A 24568-nucleotide genomic window follows, 5' to 3' on the forward strand; every position below is an offset into this window, starting at 1 on the left:
GAAAAAATAATGTTTTAACGATCTGATTTCTTGATTAGCATTCTCTATTCAGCAACGCCGTTAATTATTAACCTTCTTGAATTTGCCTAACCAAATCATCAAAAGGTTGCCAATTATCTTCTTCGACAATAGGTTGCCATACAGACTCAATCACAGGGCGAATCAGAGTAAACTGAGGATTATGTTGGGATAGGCGATCGCTAATAAGAGCCATCTCTATTTCAGAAAGCTTATTCAAACAACGATGGTACAGACTTTTCCACTGTTGAGTTACTTCCTTGGCAAAAGAAGCATTTTCCAAAATTAAATTCGGCTCATCTCGCCAACCATCATTAAACCCCAAAGCAAGTTCCTTAAAAAAGTCCTGATAGAGAATCTTACTATTACGCAATAGTTGTATGGTGGCAGTAAGTAATTCTTCTGCTATGGGTGCAAACAAACCATCAAAACCCAACCTTTGCATCATTAACTGCTCATAAGTAGACTGATAGCAATCTTCAAACTGCGCTAACCCTGATTCCAAATCTGTTGATGAGATGACTATTCCTAAAGGTGTCTGCAACATCTCTAAATTTAACTTACAAACTATAGGTTGATTTCCATAGCTGTAACGTCCACCATAATCAAAATAAGCTGCGATAAACTGCGGATTATAAGTATCTATAAAAGCATAAGGGCCATAATCAAAGCTTTCTCCCGTAATAGACATATTATCGGTATTTAATACCCCATGGCAAAAACCCGCAGCCATCCATTGTGCGGTCATTCTGGCTACTCTTTCTACTAATTCTGCATAAAATAAGCCGTATTTCTCCTCATTATCAGGAATATGGGGATAATATACCGCAATCACCCTATCTAAGAGCTTAGTAATTAAATCGGCTCGTTTAAGATAATGTAACCGCTCAAAAGTACCAAAACGAATGTGAGAACGACTAAAACGCACCATAACACAAGAACGAGTTGGTGAAGGTTCATCACCTCGCCATAAAGACTCCCCTGTCTCTACTAAACTAAAACAACGGGAAGTATTAACCCCTAAACGATGTAAAGCCTCTGCTGCTAATACCTCTCTGATACCACCTTTCAGAGTTAATCTGCCATCAGCAGTACGAGAATAAGGGGTGCGTCCCGATCCTTTTGTGCCAAAATCGTAAAGGCGATCGTCTATCCCTCTTACCTGTCCATAAAGAAACCCTCTACCATCTCCCAGGGAAGGATTATAGTGACCAAATTGATAACCGTGGTAGCGTAAAGCTAAAAATGGTCTAATGCTCTGAAATTTGCCAAAAGCTTCGATAAAATGAGCTTCCGTTACCTCTTCAGGATTTAAACGCAACTTGGGTAACAACGAATCATTGCGAAATCGCAGAATATGTTGAGGAAACTTAGTTGCGGGAACAACATCATAATAGTCTTCCCCCAGATTATCTTCTACTTCTGGTTCATAGATTAGATGCAGAAATGGGTTATCGGTAGTTTCTTGTGGAATCATTTTAGGTGTGTTCTCGAAAAAGCGTTTGTTTAATCTTTAGTCTACAAAAAGCCTGGAAAGTCGTAATTTGTGCGCTGTCGTTAATATCTTGTTATGATTTGTTTTGGTTAAGAAATATTACGGCAAAGCAATCGTGGACAATTTAACAGAAATTTTAAAGCCAATCGCTGATTGGTTCGGTGGTTTAGGAACGCCTGAACCCATCGTTCATTGGGGACATCCCTTCTTTATGAGTATTGTTGTTTTTGTGATGGGAAGTTTTGTGGCTTTAGCAGGGTGGCGTAGTCGTCAGCTAGCAGTAACTGATCCTGATGGTGCAATTAAAAATAAAGCAGATCATCGTAAGATAGCTCCTTTAATGTATATTTTTTTAGCTTCTGGATATACAGGAGGTTTGTTATCGCTGGTAATGCAAAATCAACCAATTTTAGAAAGTCCTCATTTTTGGACTGGTTCAGTTGTTATTATTCTACTTACTATTAATGCCGTAATTGCTGCCACAGGGTTTATTGGTAATAAAGAAACTTTACGTACTGTTCATGCTTATGTAGGAAGTTTAGCTTTAGTTATTTTAGTTTTTCATGCTGTATTAGGTTTGAAGCTAGGCTTATCAATTTAAGATTGTTAGTGAAGAATATAAATATCAAATCTGACAAAAATTTTTGAATAATTTGCTCGTTGATTCTCCTCTATGATTATTTATTGTAGGGGATTTTTATTTAAATATTTTTAAATTTGCAAAGTTATTTTTTAGGTAAATAATAGATAATGGATAACGAGCAATAATATTTATTGTAGTAAAGCAAAAAAATAATTACTTGATTGATTATTACAATTAATCCCTGAAAATATTATAGTTGCTAACTTTTTACTTTTTGATGCCTTTTTTGTGTTTTGATTAGCTACAAAGTGTCCTATAGATTAAAGACGCGGGATCGTATTGTTTGATCGCTATTTTTTCAAAGGAAAAGTTTCTGCATTACAACTAAGGAATAAGATAAGCTATATAAAAAGCCTAAAATATTAATTAAAAAATATGCCAAAAGTAAGAGGATTAGTTAACAGATATTTTGTTAGTATCAAAGAGAAGTCTAGTGATTTATAATAAATACATTTTGAGAATTAATTCTTTTGGACAAATGCGTAAACAACTGTTAGTATTCACTGGCATTCTTAGCTTAGGAACATTATCTGTATCTCCTGCATTAGCTGATAACCATACAGATTCTATGGAATCTACTAGTGAAACAGAGATAATACTTGTAGATGAAACAAGTATGGAAGCAGGTAATATTGTAGAAGTGGCATCAGAAAGTGAGTCATTCAATACTCTAGTTCAAGCAGTAGAAGCAGCAGAATTAGCAGATACACTATCAGATTCTGATTCTTCTTACACATTATTTGCGCCCACTGATGAAGCCTTTAGTCAACTACCAGAAGGTGCATTAGAATACTTGTTAGAACCTGAAAACAAAGAAGTATTACAACGGGTACTTTCTTATCATGTTGTTCCCGAAGAAGTAGCTTCTGGCGATATTACTGGCGGTGACGTAGAATCTCTTGACGGCGGATTAGTTACTGAAATAACAGAAGATGGAGTTATTGTTAATGACGCAAACGTTATTACTCCAGATATTGAAGCGAGTAATGGGATTATTCATGCTGTAGACAAAGTTTTACTACCAGCAGATTTACAAAGTACTTTAGCTTCTGAATTAGGTGTAGAAGAAAGTATTTTTCAGTAATATTTAATTAGTTATAAAAGCGATCAAAGTGCGATCGCTTTTTCTATTTGGCTTCTTTCCCGACTGCGATCGCACTTTAGTTTCTATAATTATCAGATCGTACAATTCGATTTTGGACAATTTAATTCTACAAAAGATGTAATTAGAGTTAGTTTTGTCGAAACAGTCGGTTGCCGCTTTCTAAAAGTTAGACAATATTGGACAATGGCAAGGACAACTGTACATAACCATTATCTTTTTCTTGTTGGTTATTAGTTCCTGCTTCACCAAAGAGAGTCGGCTCTTGCTTCTCCACAGGCATGACATCGGGATTAGCTATCCCTAGTAAATTTAAAAGATTTATTGCGGCTGAATAGTCTCGGTCAGCTACCCAATCGCAGCTATCGTTATCGCATTTATAAACTCTTACATTTAATGGGAGTTTGTCTTTTTTGTGTCCGCACTGGGGACACAGTTTACTGCTGGCAAAAAAGCGGTCGGCAATAACTAACTCACTGCCATATAGCTCGGTTTTATATTCCAATTGACGGCGAAATTCGCCCCAACCAGAGTCAGCAATAGCTTTTGACAACTTTCGGTTTTGGATTAAACCCGATATACATAAATCTTCAATCGCACAATGGCTGTGGTTCTTAGCCAATCGTGTGGTTAATTTATGAATAAAATCGGCACGTATACAACCAATACGATAATGTAACTTAGCTATCTTGCTTTGAGCTTTCTTCCAATTAGCCGAACCAACTACTTTATGGCGATTGCGCCATTGTAATTTAGCCAGCTTTTTTGACAACTGTTTGTATGGTCTGGGGGAATGTATTTCCTCCCCTGTCGATAATGTAGCAAATCTCAGCAAACCTAAGTCAACTGATACTGGATTGTTTGCAGGCGCAACATAAGTTACACTACTTTCTATCTTCCAACTAATAAACCATTTATTTGCTCTTTTGCTAATGGTTACAGATTTTGGGTTGCTATTAATTGGCAGTTTTTCATAAGTCTTTAGCCATCCAATTCTAGGAACTTTAATTCGTTGATTTTCTACAGTTATCGAACCATCTAAAGTAAAGCTATCTGACTTTCCTTTTTTCTTAAAACGTGGTGGTCTTTTGACTTTTTTAAAACAATCATCCCAAGCTTTCCTTAAGTGCCTCAAAGCATATTGTGGCGCACATTTCGATACTTCGTAATACCAAGGGCATTCGGGTTTTACCAGAGCTACCAACCATTTATGCAGGTCAATAGAGGTCGGAAACTTGATTTTTTTAGGCGAAGCGGTATCCTTTAGGGCTGTTGGCTTGTCTCGGTTATTATCTAAAATTTGTTTGGTCAAACCTAAACCCCAATTCCAGGCGTGACGAGCTACTCCTGCGTGTTTGGCTAACAGAATTCTTTGTGTATTATTAACTTTTAATTCCGTCTTAAAACCTAACAGCATACTATTTTATCTTGTCTGCTATCTCTCTTAATTCTTTCACTAAAGCTTTGTTTTTGTGGCTTCTAGAACCATACAATCTAGCACTAAACACAGTAATTATCTCTAGTACATCCGATGCTAAATCTTCTTCAAACGTAGAATCTTCACTCCGATTAATAATAATTACTTCTGTACCGTATATTTCACACAGCATAAAAATTAATTCGCTACCAAACCTAAGTAGGCGATCTTTATTGGTTAATACCAACCTTTCCACCTGATAAGTGCAAAGTAGCTTAATTAGCCTGATTAACCCTTTTTTTTTGTAGTTCATTCCCGAACCTAAGTCTTTAATAAGCTCAAATGACCAGCCTTGTTTCGCGCAATAAGCTTCAAGCACCATTGCTTGTCTATCTAGAGCTGATTTTTGGTCATGAGAACTAACTCTGGCATAGGCTACAGTCAATGAAGCATCAGATTTGTTACCTAACAAATCGCTGACATTAAATCTTCTGTGACCTCCTTCAGTTCGACAAGAACGAATTTTCCCCGACTCTTCCCACCTACGGATGGTTTTAGTCGATACTCCTAGTAGCTCTGCTGCTTCTTTTACTCCAATTAAATTAGACATATGCCTATTATAGCCTTTTATTTGTCAACTTATGTCTAATATTGTCTAATTATTAAGCTTCTGTTAATAGCCCTTACTATACTTAGTCTGTTTTCGGTACAATTTAGCTAGCATTAGGCATTTTCTATATTTATAAATCATGGTATCTGCACCTCAAAAGCTAACTACTCAAGAATTAGCAAACCTCGCTGTCAAACTAATCGAGCAGGCTGGTTGTGAATATGGAGATATTCGTCTGTGTAACTATCGTACTCAGAGATTAAGTGCAAGCGATCGCTCTTTAAAAAATCTTTCTGATAATGTAAGTTCGGGTTTTGGTGTCAGAGTACTTTTAGATGGTGCTTGGGGTTTTGCTGCTTCCCATAAAAAGACACCTGAAGAAATTACAAGAATCGTTAATCTAGCGGTGGAAATTGCTAAAGGAAGCCGTTTAAGCCAGCAAAAGCCCATAAAGTTAGTTCCTGTGGCAGCTTATCAAGATAAATACGTTACTCCGATAGAAATCGATCCTTTTACCATATCTATTGGTGAAAAAGCAGAGCTACTATTGAATATTAACGATCGCCTGTTAAGCTATGGTGAACAAGGGATTAAAAAGGCTTACTCTTTCCTCCGCTTTACCAAAGAAGATAAAGTATTTGCCTCTACTGAAGGCTCATTAATCGAACAAACAATTTATCGTAGTTATCCTGGCTTTAGCTGTACTGCTATTGCTGACGGGGATGCTCAAAGTCGTAGTTATGAACGCTCTCCCCTTAATATCGGTTACGAACACATAGATAAAAAAGATTTACTAGGTAATATAGACAGGGTTGCCACCGAAGCGATTGAAAAGGTAAATGCTCCTCAATGGGAACTCGATACGAAGACTACTTTAATCCTGCAACCGACTAACCTCTTTTTAACCATTCATGAATCTGTGGGACATCCTACGGAATTAGACCGTGTTTATGGTTATGAATCTAATTTTGCTGGTACTAGCTTTGCAACTACTGATAAATGGCAAAAGCTCCAATATGCTGCACCTTGGATTAATTTAGTCGCCGATCGCACCCAACCTCACGGACGGGTACTATGGCTTATGATGATGAAGGTGTACCCGCCCAAAAATGGTATGTGGTTAAAGATGGTATTCTCAATGATTATCTAACGGATCGCGAAACTGCTCATAGGTTAGGTCGTGGTAGTAGTAATGGTAGTGCCTATGCAGATAGTTGGTCTAGTGTACCGATGGTGCGTATTCCTAATCTTGGTTTAGAGCCAGGAAAGCCAGGAGGAAGCCACACGGCAACTTTAGATGAGATGATTGCTGATACTAAGGAAGGAATTTTAATCGATGGTATTGGGAGCTATTCTATCGATCAACAACGTCGTAATTTCCAATTTGGCGGAGATGCTTTTTGGAAAGTAGAAAACGGCAAGGTAGTAGGAATGTTGAAAAATGTTACTTACCATAGCATGACCACAGACTTTTGGAATAGTATAGATGCGATCGCTCCTGAAGCGGAATTAAAGCAGTGTGGAACTAATATGTGTGGTAAAGGTGAACCCATGCAAATTGCTCAGATGACTCATGCTTGCGTCCCCGCTAGAGTGCAAAATATTCATGTGGGGAGAGCGAGTTAAATATAGTTTAGTAAAATTAGAGATATTAGCGATCGCATTTATCTCAAACACTAATATCAATCGGACTGTTATTCTAACCATCGACAGTCTATTGCATTTCATTTTAGGACATGAAAGATCGGGAAATTTTAATTACAGGGTAGGGTGGGCGACCGAAGGAAGTACTTTAGTGCAATGCCCACCTTACTACAAATTTTCTGTTTCTCTTAGTTATGCAAACTGCTGTATATTAGACTGTGTCGTTAACTTATTTTGTTTTATTTTTGAAAATATTTTTATCTGTGTTATTCAACAATGCTTTTCTAATATCTGAGGGCGTATTTTTATTATTGGCTACAGCTTGACGAACGTGCTTGCTTCTGTCACTTTTTAAGTTATCTAATATACTTGCAGGAGTTTGAGGATTTTTCGCTAAAGCTTGACGTACCGAGGCAATTTTATCTTTAGCTAAATATTCTATAATTTCTAATGAGATACTAGGATGTTTAGCAACTCTTTCGCGAGCGTGTTTGTTTTCATCGGTTTTAAATTTATCTAAAACTTCTAATGGCGCATTAGGATTTTCTGCAACGCCATTACGCACGTTATGATTTTCACTTTTGGCTAGTTCGATTAAAATTTCTGGTGGCGTACTGAGATTTTGACTAACTCCAACATGGACGTAATCATCTTTATCTTTACTTAAGCGTTTGATAACTTTAATCGGGATATTAGGATTAGTAGCGAGTTGTCTCCTAACGTGACGTGAAGTATCTTTTGATAAAATATGAGCCGTTTTTTCTGGTATATTTTCTCTTAATGCGATCGTGGCGCGTACAAAATGAGAGCGATCCCTGGTTAATTTATTAATAGTTTCTTCTGATATATTGGGGTGTTTTGCAACGAGGTTGCGAGTATGTTCTTCATCATGAAAAGCTAATTTATCTAAAAGTTTTATAGAAATATTAGGATGAAGAGAGCTTGAATAACCATTATTAAGAGTAAAACTTGTTAAACTTAAACGATCGATCCAATTATCTTTATGGCTAACTAATGTATCTAAAATAGGATCGGGTAAACTAGGATTATATCCTAACGCAATTACGACATTTTTATTATCAGAATATACCAGCTTTTCTAATCTCTCGATTGATGTTGTCGAACTACGAGCCAAAGAAACTAAAACGAATTCACTTTCAGGGTTTTCTAATAACAATAGGTCAAAGATAGGATTAGCTACAATTTCATCGGGAAATTCTTCCCCTAATTTCGCTAAAGTTTCTACAGGTGTATTGGGATTGCTAGCAACATATTGACGAATCAGTTTATCTTCACTACTAGCCAATTGAGTTAATACTTCTGGCGCGGTAGTTTCATTCTTTGCTTGCAATCTTATCTGTTCGATAGTCATCTCAAACTTATTATAGTTTTTATTTGTATATCTTTAATAATTCCCAGATAAGTTAGAGAGATTTACGCTAAGGTCATGATTATTGTGGAAAATTTTTTCTAATTGGTACAATTGTTATAACGGTCGCTGGTAATAAGTAATACGTAAGAGGCAATGGTGACAAGTTAAGATGATTTGTCTTTTGTCAAATTTTGGTCTTGATTGAATTGAAGACCTTTATTCAGTCTTGATGACATCAGCCTTCATGACCGCCAAAGATTGAAATCTATGGCTGATACTTCATAAGTCCTCTCAAGAGGACTAAAATTAGAATGCGCTCGCGCCTTTTAGTCGATTTCAGGAGACTTATTCTGTGAGCTTGCCACTTAAGGAATGAGGCGGTCTAGAATCGGAGTGCAAGATGCTAATTAAACCTTAAATCTTGTTTGGGTTGTAATTTACAAATACCATTTTTGCGCTTTCTTGTCACCAATGGGTAATAGGCAATAAGTAAACAAAATGCATCAATAATTTTGCCTAAATACTTAATACCAATTCTTCTTCACTAGCCAGACAGATAGCAGATTATACCATTTTCCAAAAGTATCCCTCTTATAGCAATCGAAGCAAAGATTAGAACATAATAAGTAAAATAGGATTCTAGCTATATGTGTATTCTCGGATTGACTAAATCAAATTATTTTTTTATAAACTAGAGATATAACTTAGTAATTAAATGAAGTAAATATGACTACAAACATAGAGCTAACAAGCGAAAAAATTATCGATTTACAACAGAACCCTTTTTTGGGCATTATCTGATATTACTCTTTTTTATCTCTTATTATATATAACTTTTTTAAATCGAATTTAGGATTAGATCACAGTCAAAAATGAAAAGTCTAATTTATAGTGAATAAAAGATCCATTCTTAATTATATATTTTTGGTTTTAAATCAAAATGTAAATATTCTTTATGAACATGAATATTAACGATAATAGACATCACAAACTCTTAGGTGAAATTTTAGTTGAAGCAGGTTTAATTAGTATTATTCAAATAGAGACTGCATTAGGAGAGCAGTTAAAAAATGATTTGAAAATTGGCGAAATACTAATTTCTCATGGCTGGATTAAGCAATCAACTATTGACTTTTTTCTTGAAGAATGGCCAAAAATAATTAAATCAGACAAGAAAAAATCTTTAATTTTTTATTTGCTTAAATCTGGTTTAATAAATACAAAAATAGTTAAGGATTTAGCATTTAAACACAAACAAAAAAAATCTTATAAAAATAAAAAAGATAGCTTTTATGAATTAATTATAAAAGAAGGCTATATAGAAAAAATTACAATAGATTATTTTCAGATAAATCTCTTTAACAATTCTAACTTTAATATTTACCATTTTACTGAACCTTACAAAATTCTCAAGAATTATATCAAAGGAGAAACTGATTTTAAACAGAGTCAATTAATCAAAGCTAGATTAAAAGGAATTACTCTTAAAGATGTAAAGCTAGATAAATCTGATTTTAGATGTGCTGATTTAAGAAGCTGTAATTTAAGTTTTTCTAGCTTGACTCAATCCAATTTAAATTGGGCCGATCTGCATAAAGCAGTTTTATGTGGAGTGAATTTAAGACAATCTTGGCTACAGCAAGCAAATTTAAAAGAATCTTGTTTAGAAAAAGTTAACTTTCATGGTGCTAATTTAAAATTTGCCAATTTGAGAAATGCCTATCTTTTAAAAGCTTCTTTTTCTAATGCTGATTTAAGAGGTGCTAAATTAGCTTCACATTATCCTTATGATGTATATTATAATTCTAAAACTCGCTTTGATGATGATTTCGATCCTATAGCTGCTGGTTGGATTAAAAAATAAGAGAAAAGTAGAAAAAAATCAATTTCACTATTATTATTATTTCATTATTTATTCTATTCCCATCCCATTATAAGATTACCTAAAATAAAAGAGAGCTAATAGAGCAATACATAACTAATAGGACTTACGCAAAAAAAACTTAAAAACACCATTGGTAGGGTGGGTGTACCTCGCCCTACCGCACATATTGAGTAAAAATTTCCATAATGCGTAAGTCCTTACTAAGTCTCTAAATTGATTTTGAAAAGAGTTTTAATTAAGCTCAAAACCCTCTACTCATCACGCCTCCTGCCTTCATTTAAGCATAAAGCGATCGCAATTTAAAATTTGTTTCGGATCGAATTTTTGTTTGATATTTGTCATCATCTCTAAAGCGTTACCACTATAACCCCAAATATCTATCTGTTGCTTAATATTTTGGGGTGCAGTTAACACAGAAAGAAAACCAGATTTATTTTGACAAAATTCTCTGATAGTTTGGATTATATTTGGTTCAGTTACGGAAAGTTGTAACATCCCAATACCGCTTCCGATATGAATCATTGCATAGCTTTGAGAATCAATGCTTTTTAGTTGCTGTAATAATTCCATTGCTTCTGTGGATAAAATTCCGAACTTACAGATAGTAGCTTCTAGTGTTTGTGGAGTACGTACTAAAGTAGCTAATTGATGCCATAATTGCTGTTCTGATTCTGCTTGGTAAGGAGTTATCTTGACAGCTAAATTATCGAGCATAGTTGCCAATTGAGCAGTCTGATCTTGAATGCTTTCAGGAATAGCTTGAAAACGAACTAACAGAGCGTTATCTTCGGTGATTTCTAATTTTTTAGCGACGGAGGCTGTAATTAAATCCGCAGCAGTGGGTGTTAAACTAGAATTTTTGAGTAATTTAATTGCTTGAGCGATTTGTTCGCCTTTTCCTGCAATGGCTAAAGTTTGAGAAGCTTGGGGAATAGGATAAGTGCGAAAGGTAACTTGAGTAATAATACCTAACGTACCATAAGAGCCGATAAATAGCTTCATTAAGTCGTAACCAGCAACATTTTTAACTACCCTTCCTCCAGCTTTAGCAATTTCACCATCTCCTCGCACAAAAGAAATACCCAATACTAAATCTCGGATTCCACCGTATCGTTGGCGCAGACTTCCTGTATCTGCGGTGGCTAAGATACCCCCAATAGTGGCTGTTTCAGGAAAAGCAGGATCGATGGGTAAAAACTGATTGGTTGCTTTTAGGGTTGCTTGTAACTTAGCTAGTGTGATTCCTGCTTCTACTGTGATGGTTAAATCATCTACAGCGTGTTGTATAATGCGATCGCATTTTTGGGTACTAACTACTAATTGAACATCTTTAGTTAATCCACCCCAATCTAGTTTACTACCATTACCACAGGGCATTATGTTCCACCGTTCATAATAAGCAGTTTTTATAACTGTAGCCAAGACATCTACTTTATGGGGAATAACTAAGTAAACTGATTCTAAAGAGCCTGTGACTGACTGTTTAATTTTATGTTGCCAATCAGAATCAGTATGGGGAAATTTGATGATTGTAGCGTTGCAGTTTGTTATTGATTGTAGCTTATCAGCGATCGCATTAGACATGAAATTTTTATCTCTTTAGGAAAAAGGTTCATCTTTTCAGCCTACTAAAAAATATTTAATTAATTTAGTTGGCATTGCTGATTTTAAGGTATCAAGTAAATAACAGTGAGTAATTGGACAAAGTTAATTTTATTGATGGAGAGTAGGTAATCAGGAAATTCTGAACAGGGAACAGAAAATAATTTGTGCAATTAATTCTGTCTAAGTACTTACTGTTAGTATCTATGGGCTATTAACATTTTTAAGATGTATGAGAGATGAAGTCAGAATCACGACGTTTTATCAATAATATAGGATCGCGATTTTTGATTCTTGCTTTTGCGGTACTAATTTTCTTAGGAGGAATTAGTTTCAAACAGGCGAGAAAGGTGTTAATCGAATCTACTTTTGAAAAATTAAAAATTGTCACTACAATTAAAGAGGATGAAATTAAGCTTTGGTTTCGTCAAGAAAAAGCTAGTTTTTTATTAATTAGTCAGTTTGCAGAAGTAAGTAACTATACTGAAATTTTATTAGACAAAGACTCTTCTAATAAAGAAAAAGTTCAAGCCGAACGACAATTAAGCGATTGCTTAAAGCATATTTTAGAGTTTAAAAATAATTGGAACAATATTTCAATTCTCGCTCTTAATGGTGAGGTTATTTTAGGAACAGATTCTAGCCTAGAAGGAAAAATCATCCCCATTGATAAATTAAATTATTATGATGTTTCAACTACCAGAGATCGTATTAATCCAATTTTTTATCAATCAGAATTTACAGGAAAGCCCACTGTTACTTTAGGTATTCCTCTTTTTAATAGCGCAAAAAAGCAAATTGCTTTAGTTACCACAAACCTTAATTTAAGACAATTAGCTCCTATTGTCGGCAAACAAACAGGACTAGGTGCAACAGAAAAAATATATTTAGTCAGTTTACTTCAGGGAAATCCTACTTTAATCTCTCAAGATTCTCAGGCTTCGGATTCTAATTTCAATAGTTGGCTACTCAAGAATATCAACCCCAAAAATAACAGTCAAAAAATTTATTATAACTCTCAAAAACAACCTATACTTGGAATTTATCAGAGTTTAAATGACCAAAATATTGTTTTAATTGCCCAAATACATCAAGCAGAAGCTTTAATACTCGCTCATAAATTAGCTCGAACAATTACATTGTTTGCTATAGCGAGTATGGGAATTATTTACGGAGTAATCAGACATTTCACTAAAGAGTTAAAATGTTCTCGATGGCAACAAGAAAAACAACAAAAACAATTAGAGCAAGAAGTCATTGAAAAAAGAAAAATAGCTCAAGCTTTAGCTAGAAGTAATGCCATTCTTTCGGCACAACAAAAGACTTCTATTGATGGTATTTTAATTATCGATAAACGGCAGCATATCGTTACTTATAATCAACGTTTTATTGATTTATGGCAAATACAACAGTCATTTCCCATCGGTAGTTCTGGAGAGAGTCTACTAGCTTATTTAAAGGCTCAGCTTCAAAATTCGACTTTTGATTTTCAACAAAATATCACAATAGAAAGTTACCAAGAAATTTTACTTCAAGATGGTAGATTTTTTGAAGTTTATTCTAATGTCATTGATACGCAACAAACCAATTATGGCAGTATTTTTTATTTTCGCGATATTACCAATCGTAAAAGTTTTGAGCAAGAGATCGAGAAGTCTTATCAATTTTTATTGCACATTTTAAACACTATTCCCGACCCGATTTTTGTCAAAGATGAAGAACATCGCTGGCTGTTAGTTAATGATGCTTTTTGCGAATTTTTGGGTCATTCTAGAGCAGAACTTATTGGTAAGTCAGATTATGATTTTTTTCCACCTCAAGAAGCCGAAGTATTTTGGGAACAAGATAATTTAGTTTTCGCCACGGGAAGAGCTCACGCTAATGAAGAATATTTGACTGATAGTGATAGTGTAGAACATACTATAGCCACTCATAAAGCAGTTTTTCAAAACGTGAATAATAGCTATATTTTAGTTGGTGCAATTAGAGATATAACTCAATTAAAACAAACAGAAACAAAGTTAAAAGAATCCGAAGCATTTTTAAAATTAATTATTAATACTGTTCCTCAAGCAATTTTTTGGAAAGATATTCAATCTGTATATTTAGGCTGTAATCAAACTTTTGCCATCGCTGCTGGTTTGGAACATCCAGATCTAGTTATGGGGAAAACAGATGATGATTTTCCTTGGTCAGAAGCCGAAACGAAATGTTGTCTTGAAGGAGATCGCTATTGTATAGAACAAGAAAAACCTTTATATCATATTGCAGAAACTCAAATTACTCCTAGTGGAAAGCAAATTAATGTAGATATTAGCAAAGTACCTTTACGTAATTTAAAAGGTGAAGTAATTGGAGTTTTAGGAACTTATGAAGATGTTAGTAAGCAACAAAGAAAAGTCGAATCTTTACGTCTCATTGTTGAAGGTACAGCTAGTAAAATTGGTCAAGATTTTTTCCAGTCTTGTGTCAAAACTTTAGTCAATATTTTGGATGTTAACTACGCCTTAGTTACGACATTTGACAAGAACAATCAAGCGGAAATCATGGCTTTATGGGAAGATGGTAACTTGACTAGCAATTCACAATTTGAGTTCTCTCAAACTTTTTTAATTCAGCTTGAAAATACCAAAGAAGTTATTCATTATTCTCTAACAGAACAAGATTTATTACCGCGACATGATTCCTTAAAATCTTTTATAGGAGCTAATTTTTTAGGGATTGCTATTGCTAATGCTTCAGGAGATACTCTAGGGTATCTAGCGATCGCAGATCGCCAATCTTTAGTGGACAAACTGGAAGAAGCAAAACTAATTTTACAAATTTTTGCAGCTAGAGCCAGCGCAGAATTACAACGTAAATACACTCAACAAGCTCTAGAACATCAATTACAAAGAGCTAATCTACTAGCTAAGATTACTCAGCAAATCCGCTCTAATCTCAGAATAGAAGATGTTTTTCAAGCTACTGTAGATAGTATTGGTCGAGCTTTTGCTGTTAGTCGCTGTCATTTAATTACTTGTCAAGAAGCAACTGTCTCTTCCAGCCAAATTGTTGCAGAATATTGTCTTGCCGATTATATTTCTTTATTAGATGCTTCTATTCCTCCTGGGTCAAATCCTTATATAGAGAAAGTCTTAACCCAAGATAAAGCAGTCGCTTCTGCTAATATCGATCGAGAACCGTTACTGAGACAGCAAAAGCAATTTTCCCATCAAATAGAACTAAAATCGATCTTGGCTGTGCGAACTTCTTATCAGGGAAAAATCAATGGGTGGTTAACTTTACATCAATGCGATCGCTATCGTCAATGGAAATCTGAAGAAATTGAATTGTTAGAATCTGTAGCCGACTCGGTAGGGATCGCCTTAGCACAAGTACAACTGCTCAAACAAGAAATTACTAGAAGAAACCAGCTAAATATTCAAAATCAGCAATTACAAGCAGAAATAACCGAAAGACAAACAATTCAGCAAGTTCTTAAAGAAAAATCCCTTGCTATCGAATCCTCTTATGATGGGATGGCAATCTTAGAAGATTACAAATTTATTTACCTGAACCCTACTCATATAGAGCTATTTGGTTATGACTCCGCAGAAGAATTATTAGGTCAACATTGGAGTGTTTTATACTCTCACGAAGAGTTAATACACTTGGAAACCAAAATCATGCCTTTGCTATTAAAGCAGGGTTATTGGAAAGGGGAAACCCTCGCCAAGCGCAAAGACGGTAGTTTATTCGATGAAGAAATTAGCCTTAATTTTACTTCAGAAGGCAAAGTGATCTGCATCTGTCGTAATATTACAGAACGCAAACAAGCCGAAAGAGTCTTAGAACAACAGTTACACAGAGAATTACTGCTGAGTCGCATCACCTACGAAATTAGGCAACGCCTTGATAGTCAAGCAATCTTCCATACTGCAACCACTCAAATTGGTCGTGCTTTTCGAGTCAACCGTTGTGTGATTCATACCTATGAAACTATCCCTGAGCCTAATATTTGTGTTGTGGCAGAATATTTAGAATCAGAATCGGACTATGATTCTTTGTTGGGTTTGAGAATTACCGTTAAAGATAACCCTCACGTTACTGCTTTATTAAAACGAGATATAGCGAACGCTACTCCCAATGTCTATAAAGATCCTTTGTTCGAGAAGATTATTCCTCTTTGCCAACAAATCAAGCTCAAATCTGTGTTAGCTATTCGCACATCTTATCAAGATGAACCCAACGGCTGTATTTCTCTGCAACAATGCGATGATTATCGTCAATGGACTCATGAAGAAATTACTCTTTTAGAAGCTGTTGCTACTCAGGTAGGAATTGCTATTTCTCAAGCTAAACTACTCGAACAAGAACAAAAACAACGCCAAGAGTTAGAAATAGCCAAAAGCAAAGCGGAAGTCGCATCTTTAGCTAAAAGCGAGTTTCTGGCAAAAATGACCCATGAATTACGCACTCCTCTCAATGCTATTTTGGGTTTTACTCAGCTAATGTGTCGTGACTCGACTACCACTTCCGAACAAAAAGAGATTCTTAGTATTATCAATAGCAGTGGCGAACATCTACTATCTCTAATTAGTGATGTCTTGGAAATGTCCAAAATCGAAGCAGGAAAAACTACCCTACAATGTCTAGACTGTGACCTGAATCGTCTTCTCAATTCTCTATTTGCAATGCTGCAAATTAAAGCAAAATCTAAAGGGATTGATTTAATCTTTAACCTCTCTCCTGACTTACCACCCTGCATTAAAATCGATGAAGGAAAACTAAGACAAATCCTAATTAACCTCTTAAGTAATGCAATCAAATTTACTTCTCAAGGAACAGTAACTCTGACGGTAAATAGTCAACTGATGACTCCGCGTACAAGCTCTGCGGGGTTCACAAGGGGGCGAGGAAACCTCGCCCCACGACCCCTTGCTCTTCGAGGGTGGGGTCAGCCCCTCACAAAAGCTAATTCTCTTTGCGAACAAGCTCTATTTTTTACCTTACAAGATACAGGAGTTGGTATTGCACCAGAAGAATTAAAAAACCTTTTCCAAACCTTTAGACAAACCAAATCGGGTAAAAATTTAGGAGAAGGAACAGGCTTAGGTTTAGCCATTTCTCAGCGATTTATTCAAATGATGGATGGTCAAATTTCTGTGGAGAGCCAAGTCAATCGAGGAACTAAATTTGAGTTTATGATTCCTCTCAAAATGGGCAATCTACAACAAGTAAAATATTTAGAACAGCAAAAAGATCGCCAAGTGGTTAGTTTAGCTGCGGAACAACCAGATTACAAAATCTTAATCGTGGAAGATCAATGGGAAAATCGCCGTATTTTGCATCAATTGCTTAATTCTATAGGTTTTATCACCAAAGAAGCCATTAACGGTTCACAAGCCATTAATATAGCTCAATCTTGGCAACCAGATTTAATCTTAATGGATCTGGAACTACCAATTCTTAATGGTTATCAAACAACCAAAAAAATCAAGCAACACATGACAACTAAATGTCCTATCATAATTGCTATTACCGCCAATGCCTTTGATGAAGAGCGACAAAAAATGCTCTCCGTTGGTTGTGATGATTTTATGGCAAAACCTTTCCAAGCAGAAAATCTTTTTGAAGTTTTGGCTCATCATTTGAAACTCCAATACATCTATGAAAAGTCATCGGATATTACTCACGTTTCTCAACCACAACACAATGAAATATCGCCCACAGCCATTAAGTCTCAACTTACTCAAATGCCTCCAGAATGGCGCGATCAAATGGAAGAATGTGCGATCGCTCTAGAGAGAACTATTGTCTTACAATTAATTGCCGAAATTCCTGACTCTGCTAGGGATTTAGCAATTACTTTTAAACAATGGGTAGAAGATTTTCGCTTTGATAAAATTACTGAATGCTTGAAAAAGTAAAGCCGACATTTCATCATATTTTAAGCCTGATACTTTAATATTGAAGTTTGCTCATTGAAGTTTGCGCGCTTACTTACCTGCTGACTCTCAACTAACCACTTATGCCTAATCATGAACCAGTCTAATACTAATAACTTATCAGCAGACATTTTAATTGTGGACGATCGCCCTAACAATTTAAAGCTGTTATCAAAAATTCTCGCTAGTCATAAATATAAAGTTCGCTGTGCAGTTAGTGGTGTAATGGCGTTACAAGCAGTAAAAGTCAAAGCTCCCGATCTCATTTTGCTGGATATTAGTATGCCTGAGATGGATGGTTATCAAGTATGCCTAGAACTCAAAAAAGACCCCGAAATTAGTCAAATTCCCGTCATTTTTATTAGTGCTTTAGATGCTACTTTTGACAAAGTAAAAGCTTTTCAAGTGGGGGGTAGAGACTACATAACCAAACCCTTTGAGATTGCTGAAGTAGTAGCCAGAATAAAAAATCAACTACAACTCAGACAAGCACAAGAACAATTACACGATCTTAATCAACAGTTAGAAACCCTCAACAATCAGTTAGAACAAAAAGTAGCCGAAAGAACTTTCCAACTAAGAGCAGAAGTAATAGAACGTCGTCAAGCTCAAGAAAAACTCCTGCACATGGCAATGCACGATCCTCTCACAGACTTAGCCAATAGAAATTATTTAATAGAAAGATTGCAAACTTCTGTGGATATAGTTCGTCATTCTCCAAGCGAAAAATTTGTGCTGTTGTTTTTAGGTTGCGATCGCTTTAAAATAGTTAATGATTCTTTAGGTCATGTTGCAGGAGATCGACTCTTACAGGCGATCGCTTATCGCTTACAAAATTTACTACCCAATCACAGTTTTTTAGCTCGTTCGGGAGGAGATGAATTTATTATTGTCTTGGAAACGACTAACTCGATTGAAAAAGCCATCAACATTGTTAAAAGTATTCAACAAGAATTCACTAAACCCACAGTTTTTGGCAAACGAGAAATTTTTATAAACTTTAGCGTGGGTATTGTCTTGGGTACAAAAGACTATGAAAATCCCGAACAATTAATCAGAGACGCTGATATTGCCATGCATCAAGCCAAAAAATGTGGCACAACTACCCATAAAGTATTTAATGCCGAAATGCATCAAAAGGCAATCTCTAATTTACAGCTAGAAACTGATTTACGCTTAGCAGTTCACAGAAAAAAATTCATACTTCATTATCAACCCGTAGTATGTCTGCAAAATGATCGGATTATAGGTGCAGAAGCTTTAATTCGTTGGATGCATCCTGAAAAAGGACAAATCCCACCCGAGCGATTTATTTCCATTACTGAAGAAACTAATTTAATTGTTCCTTTGGGTATGTGGGTGATTCAAGAAGCTTGCTCTCAGTTAGCTAATTGGCAACAACAAACCAAAAACCCTTTCTTAAATTCTTTAGAGTTAGAAATTAATCTCTCAATAAAACAACTAGCACAACCTGATTTGATAGAGCAAATAGAACAAGTTATTCTCGAAACTGGAATACAACGCCAAAAGTTAAAATTAGAAATTACTGAAAGTATCTTTATGGAGCGAGTTGAAACCTCTCAATCCGCATTAGATAAACTAAAAGATCGTGGCTTAGAATTAATACTAGATGATTTCGGTACGGGTTATTCTTCTTTAGAATACTTACAAAAACTACCTATTAGTACTCTTAAAATAGACCGCTCTTTTGTGATGGATTTAGAACAGAATACTCATAATCATAAAATAGTCCAAGCTACCATTAATTTAGCTCATACTTTGGGTCTTAAAATTATTGCAGAAGGTATCGAAACCACAGAACAATTAGATATCTTAAAACAGCTAGGATGCGATTATGGACAAGGTTATTTATTTAGCAAACCCGTAGCCGTTAATACCCTAGAAGAAATAATTGAAACCTTTAATCAGAAGACAAGCTAACAATAGGCAAATAGTATTATTCTCTCCGCTTCCTCCGCTTCCCCTGCTTCCCTTCATCTTTAACTTAATTACGCCTACCTACTTAGATATCAAACAACCATTTAATAGCTACTGTTATCTTACGAGTTTCTACTGTTTGATTATTTTTTAAATTAAAAATTATAGAATTTTTGGTATTCCAATTTTTGCTGCAATATTATACCAATTCTCGCGCAATAGCTAGATAGATAGAAAATTATTTTTAATTGACGAAAAAACACTCAAACTACTGTTTACACTAACTCCTGATATGCCCTAAAGGACTTCCTTCGGTCGCGCGATGCGTAGCGAGTCCTAAGGCGGAAGCGGTATCCTTTAGGACTCCTAGCTTTAAACCTTCGTCTCTTATTACTTTTAAGAAATGGTATTACTTAATCAGTTATTCTATTCTTTGAGATTTTAGTTTATATATAGTCTCTAAATTTTACTCAAATCTGGTACTACACTCAAAAATTACCCGTTAAGTAAGTCAACAGAAAAAAGCGGATTAGTTATAATTTTTGATTGATGAGTAAACCTTGCTGTAGTACTAGTAGTGCTACAGTAAGAAATGTGCGATCAAATGTTAAGCAAATATAAAATTTAGCAAAATATACTTAGGGATCAAGGGTAAAATGATGAAATAAGAAAATAATGTGCTTACAATGGACAATATATATCTATAAAACATCAGTTAAAACTAGCTAAAAAAATCCCTAACTTTAAATTAACTTTATAAATAATTAAAGCTGTAGTATTTTTGACCAGCTAGAGTTGACAAATTACAACAAGAAAATCAAGTTTTTAAAATGAGTATTAAACAAACAATTCACTGCCCTAATTGTGGCGATCGCGCTGAGAGATATCGATGTTCAGAGACGAACATTCTTCGTACTTCTTGTTACTATTGCGATTATCTTTTAGTGCAATGCAGCCAAACAGGTAAAGTAATTGAGGCTTATGCCCCTGGAATCGATGCTACTACGTTGCGGAGCGAGATGCCCGTAACTGCCCACAGGCAGCATTAGCTTCTAAACCGCGAGAATAACGGACGCTAACCGCTATTTTGGCTTTTTGTAAGACATTGGTAAATTTTTCGATTCTTTGTTGACTAGGACGCTGATAATCTGCTTCAGAAATCGGATTATAAGGAATTAGATTAACGTGGGTTTGAAAACCTTTAAGATGCTTGATTAATTCCTGGGCGTGTTGAGGAGAGTCGTTGACTTCGGATAGTAGTATATATTCAAAAGTGACTCTTCTCCCTGTAATTTCTACATATTCACGACATTCCGCTAAAAGCTGTGGTAAACGATAGTTTTTAGCATTAGGAATCAATTCTTCTCTTAATTTTTGGTTAGAAGCATGAAGACTAACCGCAAACGTTACCTGTAACTTGTGTTCTGCTAATTGACGAATGCGATCGCTTATTCCTACAGTAGAGATTGTAAGCGATCGCTGACCGATCCCCACATCTTTATTAAGAGATTTTACTGCCGATACTACTTCATCTAAATTGATTAAGGGTTCACCCATTCCCATAAACACCACATTACTAACTCTTTGTCCAAAGTCTTCTTGTACGGTGAGTACTTGATCGACAATTTCATAAGCTTTTAGGTTGCGGGTAAAACCCCCTTTCCCCGTAGCGCAAAAATCACAAGCCATCGGACAACCCACTTGAGAAGAAACACAAACAGTTAACCTTTTGGCTGTGGGAATACCTACCGCTTCAATAATTAAGCCATCTGCTAAACGTAACAGGTATTTACGGGTGCTATCAGGCGCAGTACTTTCAAAATGAATCTCAGAGCGACCTATAGGGTATTCTGCCACAGATTCGCGGAATTTTTTCGGAAAAACGGTGATTTCACTCAGCGATCGCGCTCCTTTTTGATACAACCATTGATATAGTTGCTTTCCGCGATAAGCAGGTTGTCCTTGCTGCTGTACCCATTGAGTTAATTCTTCTACAGATTTACCTAACAGGACATCTTTCGTTAATTGATTGGTCATTGTTTTTGTTGGTGGTTAATGGTTAGTGGTTAATAATTGGTTGTTCGTCCACAGATGAACACAGATGAACACAGATAATTTAATGGTTGTCATTTGCTACTGCGACGTGATAGCGAGTCCTTTAGGGCTACTTCTGGATCCTTCTGACTCCAAATAACGGTTGCATAAAAAAATACCTTTTTTCCTATAAATAATCAGAACGTAATATTTTACTCCTCTAAAGTTATTCCGTAGCAATTTTATTGAAATCTTTACCCACCATGAAACCTTTAAACCTGTTAAAATCTTTATTCTTTGGTACATCTATCTTAGCTAGTTCTTTCGCCTTAGACGCACCTCAAGCAATGGCTTTTGGAGAACAAGAAGTAAATCAACAACAGTTTATTGCGGTTGCTATTCCCTACAATTACAAACAATACCGTTTAGAGATCATCGAACAACTTCCAGGGGGACAACAATGCTGGCGAGAAAGTGGTACTAACCCCTCTACAGTAGAATTATTACTTGATAATTTCGATCATACCAATAGTTGCCGACGCATTTCTAACACCAATGGCTATACCCTCAGAGTTGATGGTCAAGATGATAGAGTTGCCCGTATCGATAAAATTGTACGTCGTAATGGAGAATTACAATTAATTGCCTTTCATAAAGACCCTACTCAACCTGATTTAGTCATTGGTAAAACAACAGGTATTAGTGACACTCAGCCTTTAAAAATTAATTTTAATCCAGGGTGGAGCATTACCAAACGAGTACATGAAGGACAAACCTTAAATCATGTTTATATTAGTGGAAGCTCTGCCACTGCAACTAATAATAACCTCAACAATACGCTGCAAAATACGACATCAGTAGATAGTGCTAACTTAATCAATACTGTTAATCAAGTGTATGGTGATTATGTTAATCCCTTATTAAACACAGTGGTTAGTAGTCTTTCTAACGCATCCAACAATGGTAATTTCTGTCAAGGAATAGTTACTATTAGCGATTCCTCTTCCAATTCTCAAAATGCTAGCATTTATGCAGATGGGACTTTAGTTTTAAACAATCAAAATAAAATTAATATTCGTCCTGCTTTGGCTCAGTATGGTATTAATCCAGAGCAGTTTTTGTTTCAAAAAGGTACAGCAACTATCGATTTTGATAATGACGGCGTAGCAGAAGAGTTAACTATTCAACAACCCGTTGCTGCTTGTCAATAAATCAAGAAATCTCGCTTAAAGCGATCGCCATTTCTATTTTGTAAGGTGTACCAACTTAATTCTATAAATATGTTTTTGAAGTGAAAAAGAGGTTTGCTCACCCTGCTTTCAATTACCAGAATTGCTAATTTTAGCGATGAATTCTTTATGCTCTGTTATTTTTAATCCCTCTTGCAAGACGGCTAATACTCGATCCATCTCTCCTGATAGCAATTGAGGAATAGCTAACCACAAACCAGGAAATATCAAAGAGCGGATAATACCTTTTTCGTCTGCTTCTAGTTTGATATAGTCTCCTGCTTCGAGGTGAAACCAATCTAATTCGCGATCGTATACCCGCCAGACAAGATATTCTTGCACTCCATTACGTCTGTAGGCTCGTTTTTTATCATACAAATCATAAGCTACACTACTAGCAGCAATTTCGACAATTAATTCTGGTGCGCCTTCAATGTAGTCATCATCACTAATTTTGGTTTGTCCACCATTGATTAAAAGCACTGCATCTGGTTGAGGAGCATTGTCTAAATCTAATCTGACAGTAGGATTATCTCCTAATTTCACACCTGGAGTCGAAATTTGGTAAAACCATAACCAACCCATAAGATTAGCGTGGGGTTCTGCATGGTTTTGAAAACGTAAGGCTGCTGGCACGTAAACTACTCCTTCAACTAATTCTGCTTTCTTAAGATGTGGCATTGCAAGATAACGCTTTTCAAATTCATGACGATTCAAGCGATCGCCATTTTCTAAAGGTGGCATTGAAGTTGTTAATTGTTGATTGTTCATGGTTAGTGGTTAGTGGTTAGTGGTTGCTACTTGCTACTTGCTACTGCGACGCGATAGCGAGTCCTTTAGGGCTACTTAATAACTTCCTCATCCCTCATCCCTCATCATTTATCTCTTGTTTCTCCAAATTAAGTTGATAACGATAAATTGCTACTGGGCGATCGCTTGCTGTAAAATAATCGGGATCTTGAGGTGAAAGATAAATAGCTGTAATTTGTTGTGCTTGAATTTTTCCTGGTTCAATTAATTGGTAATCGGAAGTTGTTTCCACTTCATTAAGATAAATTCTTTCTGGCGATCTAAAAAGTTGTTTGGTTACTTCTGTGGAGATAAAACGATTTGGGGTAGGGGTTTCACTAGCTCTACCTGTTACGGTAGAAATTAATTGGCGTTCCCCTTTTAAAAAGGTAATTTGCTTGTTAGGATTATCAGGGTCTATTTTTACTTGAAAAATATTGTTGTCTCCTAAATAAGCTGCTGCAATATGTTCTCCATTAAATACGCGATCGGCTACTATATATTTTGGTTGATTACTATTATTTAATGAGGGCAAAAACCATTTATTTTCTGGGACCAAATATTCTGTGCCAAATCTTACTAAAAAGTTGACTGGTTGATTGAGATATTGTTGATTATCATTAAAACCTGGAGTAATAATTTCTGGTGCTAGGGGTGCTGTCTGCTCGACTAAGATACTCTCTGCTAACCAAGTTCCCGCCATCCATTGAGGATAATATAAGTCACCTTGAGCTATTTTAACAGGGGGTTTATGATTCCATTGAGGATATTGCTGGAGACGATTTTCTAAAGGTGAGGCGATCGCATTATGAGTCAACAGAACAAAACTAAACAAAATCAGAAAAATACGATATAACAAT

Annotated in this window: 15 protein-coding genes and 1 pseudogene; 8 read left to right on the forward strand and 8 right to left on the reverse strand. The window is 35.7% G+C overall.

Translation table 11 applies throughout. The annotated features are described in order from the left end of the window. Positions 1-67: 67 nt before the first annotated feature. Positions 68-1495: a protein adenylyltransferase SelO gene (locus H1P_RS00485; RefSeq protein WP_144863055.1), complete on the reverse strand. Its 1428-nt coding sequence runs from the start codon at positions 1493-1495 to the stop codon at positions 68-70. 133 nt (positions 1496-1628) lie between these two features. Here H1P_RS00485 and H1P_RS00490 point away from each other — a divergent pair, with 133 nt between their 5' ends. Next, complete coding sequence (locus H1P_RS00490) at positions 1629-2114, forward strand: DUF4079 domain-containing protein (RefSeq protein ID WP_246141408.1); 486 nt, start codon at positions 1629-1631, stop codon at positions 2112-2114. A 520-nt stretch (positions 2115-2634) separates the two neighbouring features. Continuing rightward, positions 2635-3240: a fasciclin domain-containing protein gene (locus H1P_RS00495; RefSeq protein ID WP_144863118.1), complete on the forward strand. Its 606-nt coding sequence runs from the start codon at positions 2635-2637 to the stop codon at positions 3238-3240. A gap of 187 nt (positions 3241-3427) precedes the next feature. Here H1P_RS00495 and H1P_RS00500 read toward each other — a convergent pair whose 3' ends face one another. Both H1P_RS00500 and H1P_RS00505 read right to left on the reverse strand, forming a co-directional pair. Next, on the reverse strand, positions 3428-4675 hold the full coding sequence (locus H1P_RS00500; RefSeq protein WP_222426881.1) for an RNA-guided endonuclease InsQ/TnpB family protein: 1248 nt from the start codon (positions 4673-4675) through the stop codon (positions 3428-3430). Position 4676: 1 nt separating this feature from the next. Further along, positions 4677-5285 carry an IS607 family transposase gene (locus H1P_RS00505; RefSeq protein WP_144863057.1) on the reverse strand — a complete coding sequence of 203 codons (609 nt, stop codon included), beginning with the start codon at positions 5283-5285 and terminating at the stop codon, positions 4677-4679. 139 nt (positions 5286-5424) lie between these two features. Here H1P_RS00505 and H1P_RS00510 point away from each other — a divergent pair. Next, positions 5425-6911 (forward strand): annotated as a pseudogene (locus H1P_RS00510) (TldD/PmbA family protein). 247 nt (positions 6912-7158) lie between these two features. Here the strand turns inward: H1P_RS00510 and H1P_RS00515 are convergent. After that, positions 7159-8301 carry a hypothetical protein gene (locus H1P_RS00515; protein WP_144863059.1) on the reverse strand — a complete coding sequence of 381 codons (1143 nt, stop codon included), beginning with the start codon at positions 8299-8301 and terminating at the stop codon, positions 7159-7161. Positions 8302-9262: 961 nt separating this feature from the next. Here H1P_RS00515 and H1P_RS00520 point away from each other — a divergent pair. Further along, positions 9263-10165: a pentapeptide repeat-containing protein gene (locus tag H1P_RS00520; RefSeq protein WP_186375774.1), complete on the forward strand. Its 903-nt coding sequence runs from the start codon at positions 9263-9265 to the stop codon at positions 10163-10165. A gap of 294 nt (positions 10166-10459) precedes the next feature. Here the strand turns inward: H1P_RS00520 and H1P_RS00525 are convergent, their stop codons facing one another. Further along, positions 10460-11770 (reverse strand): FAD-binding oxidoreductase, encoded by a 1311-nt coding sequence (locus H1P_RS00525; protein ID WP_144863063.1) that lies wholly within the window; start codon positions 11768-11770, stop codon positions 10460-10462. Positions 11771-12027: 257 nt separating this feature from the next. Between H1P_RS00525 and H1P_RS00530 the strand changes: the two genes are divergently transcribed. The 3 genes from H1P_RS00530 to H1P_RS00540 all read left to right on the forward strand — a co-directional run bounded on the left by H1P_RS00530 (position 12028) and on the right by H1P_RS00540 (position 20705). Then, positions 12028-17700 carry a PAS domain S-box protein gene (locus H1P_RS00530; protein ID WP_144863065.1) on the forward strand — a complete coding sequence of 1891 codons (5673 nt, stop codon included), beginning with the start codon at positions 12028-12030 and terminating at the stop codon, positions 17698-17700. 111 nt (positions 17701-17811) lie between these two features. Continuing rightward, on the forward strand, positions 17812-19659 hold the full coding sequence (locus H1P_RS00535; protein WP_144863067.1) for a two-component system response regulator: 1848 nt from the start codon (positions 17812-17814) through the stop codon (positions 19657-19659). 827 nt (positions 19660-20486) lie between these two features. Beyond that, positions 20487-20705, forward strand: coding sequence for a hypothetical protein (locus H1P_RS00540; protein ID WP_144863069.1), 219 nt, complete (start codon positions 20487-20489; stop codon positions 20703-20705). On the opposite strand, the gene rlmN is transcribed toward H1P_RS00540, so the two are convergent. Continuing rightward, positions 20659-21693 (reverse strand): dual-specificity RNA methyltransferase RlmN, encoded by a 1035-nt coding sequence (rlmN, locus tag H1P_RS00545; protein ID WP_144863071.1) that lies wholly within the window; start codon positions 21691-21693, stop codon positions 20659-20661. The two genes, H1P_RS00540 and rlmN, sit on opposite strands and share 47 nt — an antisense overlap. Before the next feature lie 260 nt (positions 21694-21953). Between rlmN and H1P_RS00550 the strand changes: the two genes are divergently transcribed. Beyond that, positions 21954-22901: a DUF3747 domain-containing protein gene (locus H1P_RS00550; protein ID WP_144863073.1), complete on the forward strand. Its 948-nt coding sequence runs from the start codon at positions 21954-21956 to the stop codon at positions 22899-22901. Between the two features lie 108 nt (positions 22902-23009). Here the strand turns inward: H1P_RS00550 and H1P_RS00555 are convergent, their stop codons facing one another. After that, entirely contained in the window at positions 23010-23690 is a 681-nt protein-coding gene (locus H1P_RS00555; RefSeq protein ID WP_144863075.1) for a Uma2 family endonuclease, read from the reverse strand. Positions 23691-23784: 94 nt separating this feature from the next. Beyond that, positions 23785-24546, reverse strand: a complete 762-nt coding sequence (locus H1P_RS00560) for a DUF6816 family protein (protein ID WP_425461518.1) — start codon at positions 24544-24546, stop codon at positions 23785-23787. Between the last annotated feature and the right edge of the window lie 22 nt (positions 24547-24568).

The sequence above is a fragment of the Hyella patelloides LEGE 07179 genome (assembly GCF_900659865.1).
Classification (GTDB): Bacteria; Cyanobacteriota; Cyanobacteriia; order Cyanobacteriales; family Xenococcaceae; genus Hyella; species Hyella patelloides.

Coding starts and splice junctions, on each gene's coding strand:
- H1P_RS00495 (WP_144863118.1), top strand. CDS start 2,635: ATGCGTAAACAACTGTTAGTATTCACTGGCATTCTTAGCTTAGGAACA.
- rlmN (WP_144863071.1), bottom strand. CDS start 21,693: ATGACCAATCAATTAACGAAAGATGTCCTGTTAGGTAAATCTGTAGAA.
- H1P_RS00535 (WP_144863067.1), top strand. CDS start 17,812: ATGAACCAGTCTAATACTAATAACTTATCAGCAGACATTTTAATTGTG.
- H1P_RS00505 (WP_144863057.1), bottom strand. CDS start 5,285: ATGTCTAATTTAATTGGAGTAAAAGAAGCAGCAGAGCTACTAGGAGTA.
- H1P_RS00520 (WP_186375774.1), top strand. CDS start 9,263: ATGAATATTAACGATAATAGACATCACAAACTCTTAGGTGAAATTTTA.
- H1P_RS00550 (WP_144863073.1), top strand. CDS start 21,954: ATGAAACCTTTAAACCTGTTAAAATCTTTATTCTTTGGTACATCTATC.
- H1P_RS00515 (WP_144863059.1), bottom strand. CDS start 8,301: ATGACTATCGAACAGATAAGATTGCAAGCAAAGAATGAAACTACCGCG.
- H1P_RS00540 (WP_144863069.1), top strand. CDS start 20,487: ATGAGTATTAAACAAACAATTCACTGCCCTAATTGTGGCGATCGCGCT.
- H1P_RS00530 (WP_144863065.1), top strand. CDS start 12,028: ATGAAGTCAGAATCACGACGTTTTATCAATAATATAGGATCGCGATTT.
- H1P_RS00525 (WP_144863063.1), bottom strand. CDS start 11,770: ATGTCTAATGCGATCGCTGATAAGCTACAATCAATAACAAACTGCAAC.
- H1P_RS00485 (WP_144863055.1), bottom strand. CDS start 1,495: ATGATTCCACAAGAAACTACCGATAACCCATTTCTGCATCTAATCTAT.
- H1P_RS00555 (WP_144863075.1), bottom strand. CDS start 23,690: ATGAACAATCAACAATTAACAACTTCAATGCCACCTTTAGAAAATGGC.
- H1P_RS00500 (WP_222426881.1), bottom strand. CDS start 4,675: ATGCTGTTAGGTTTTAAGACGGAATTAAAAGTTAATAATACACAAAGA.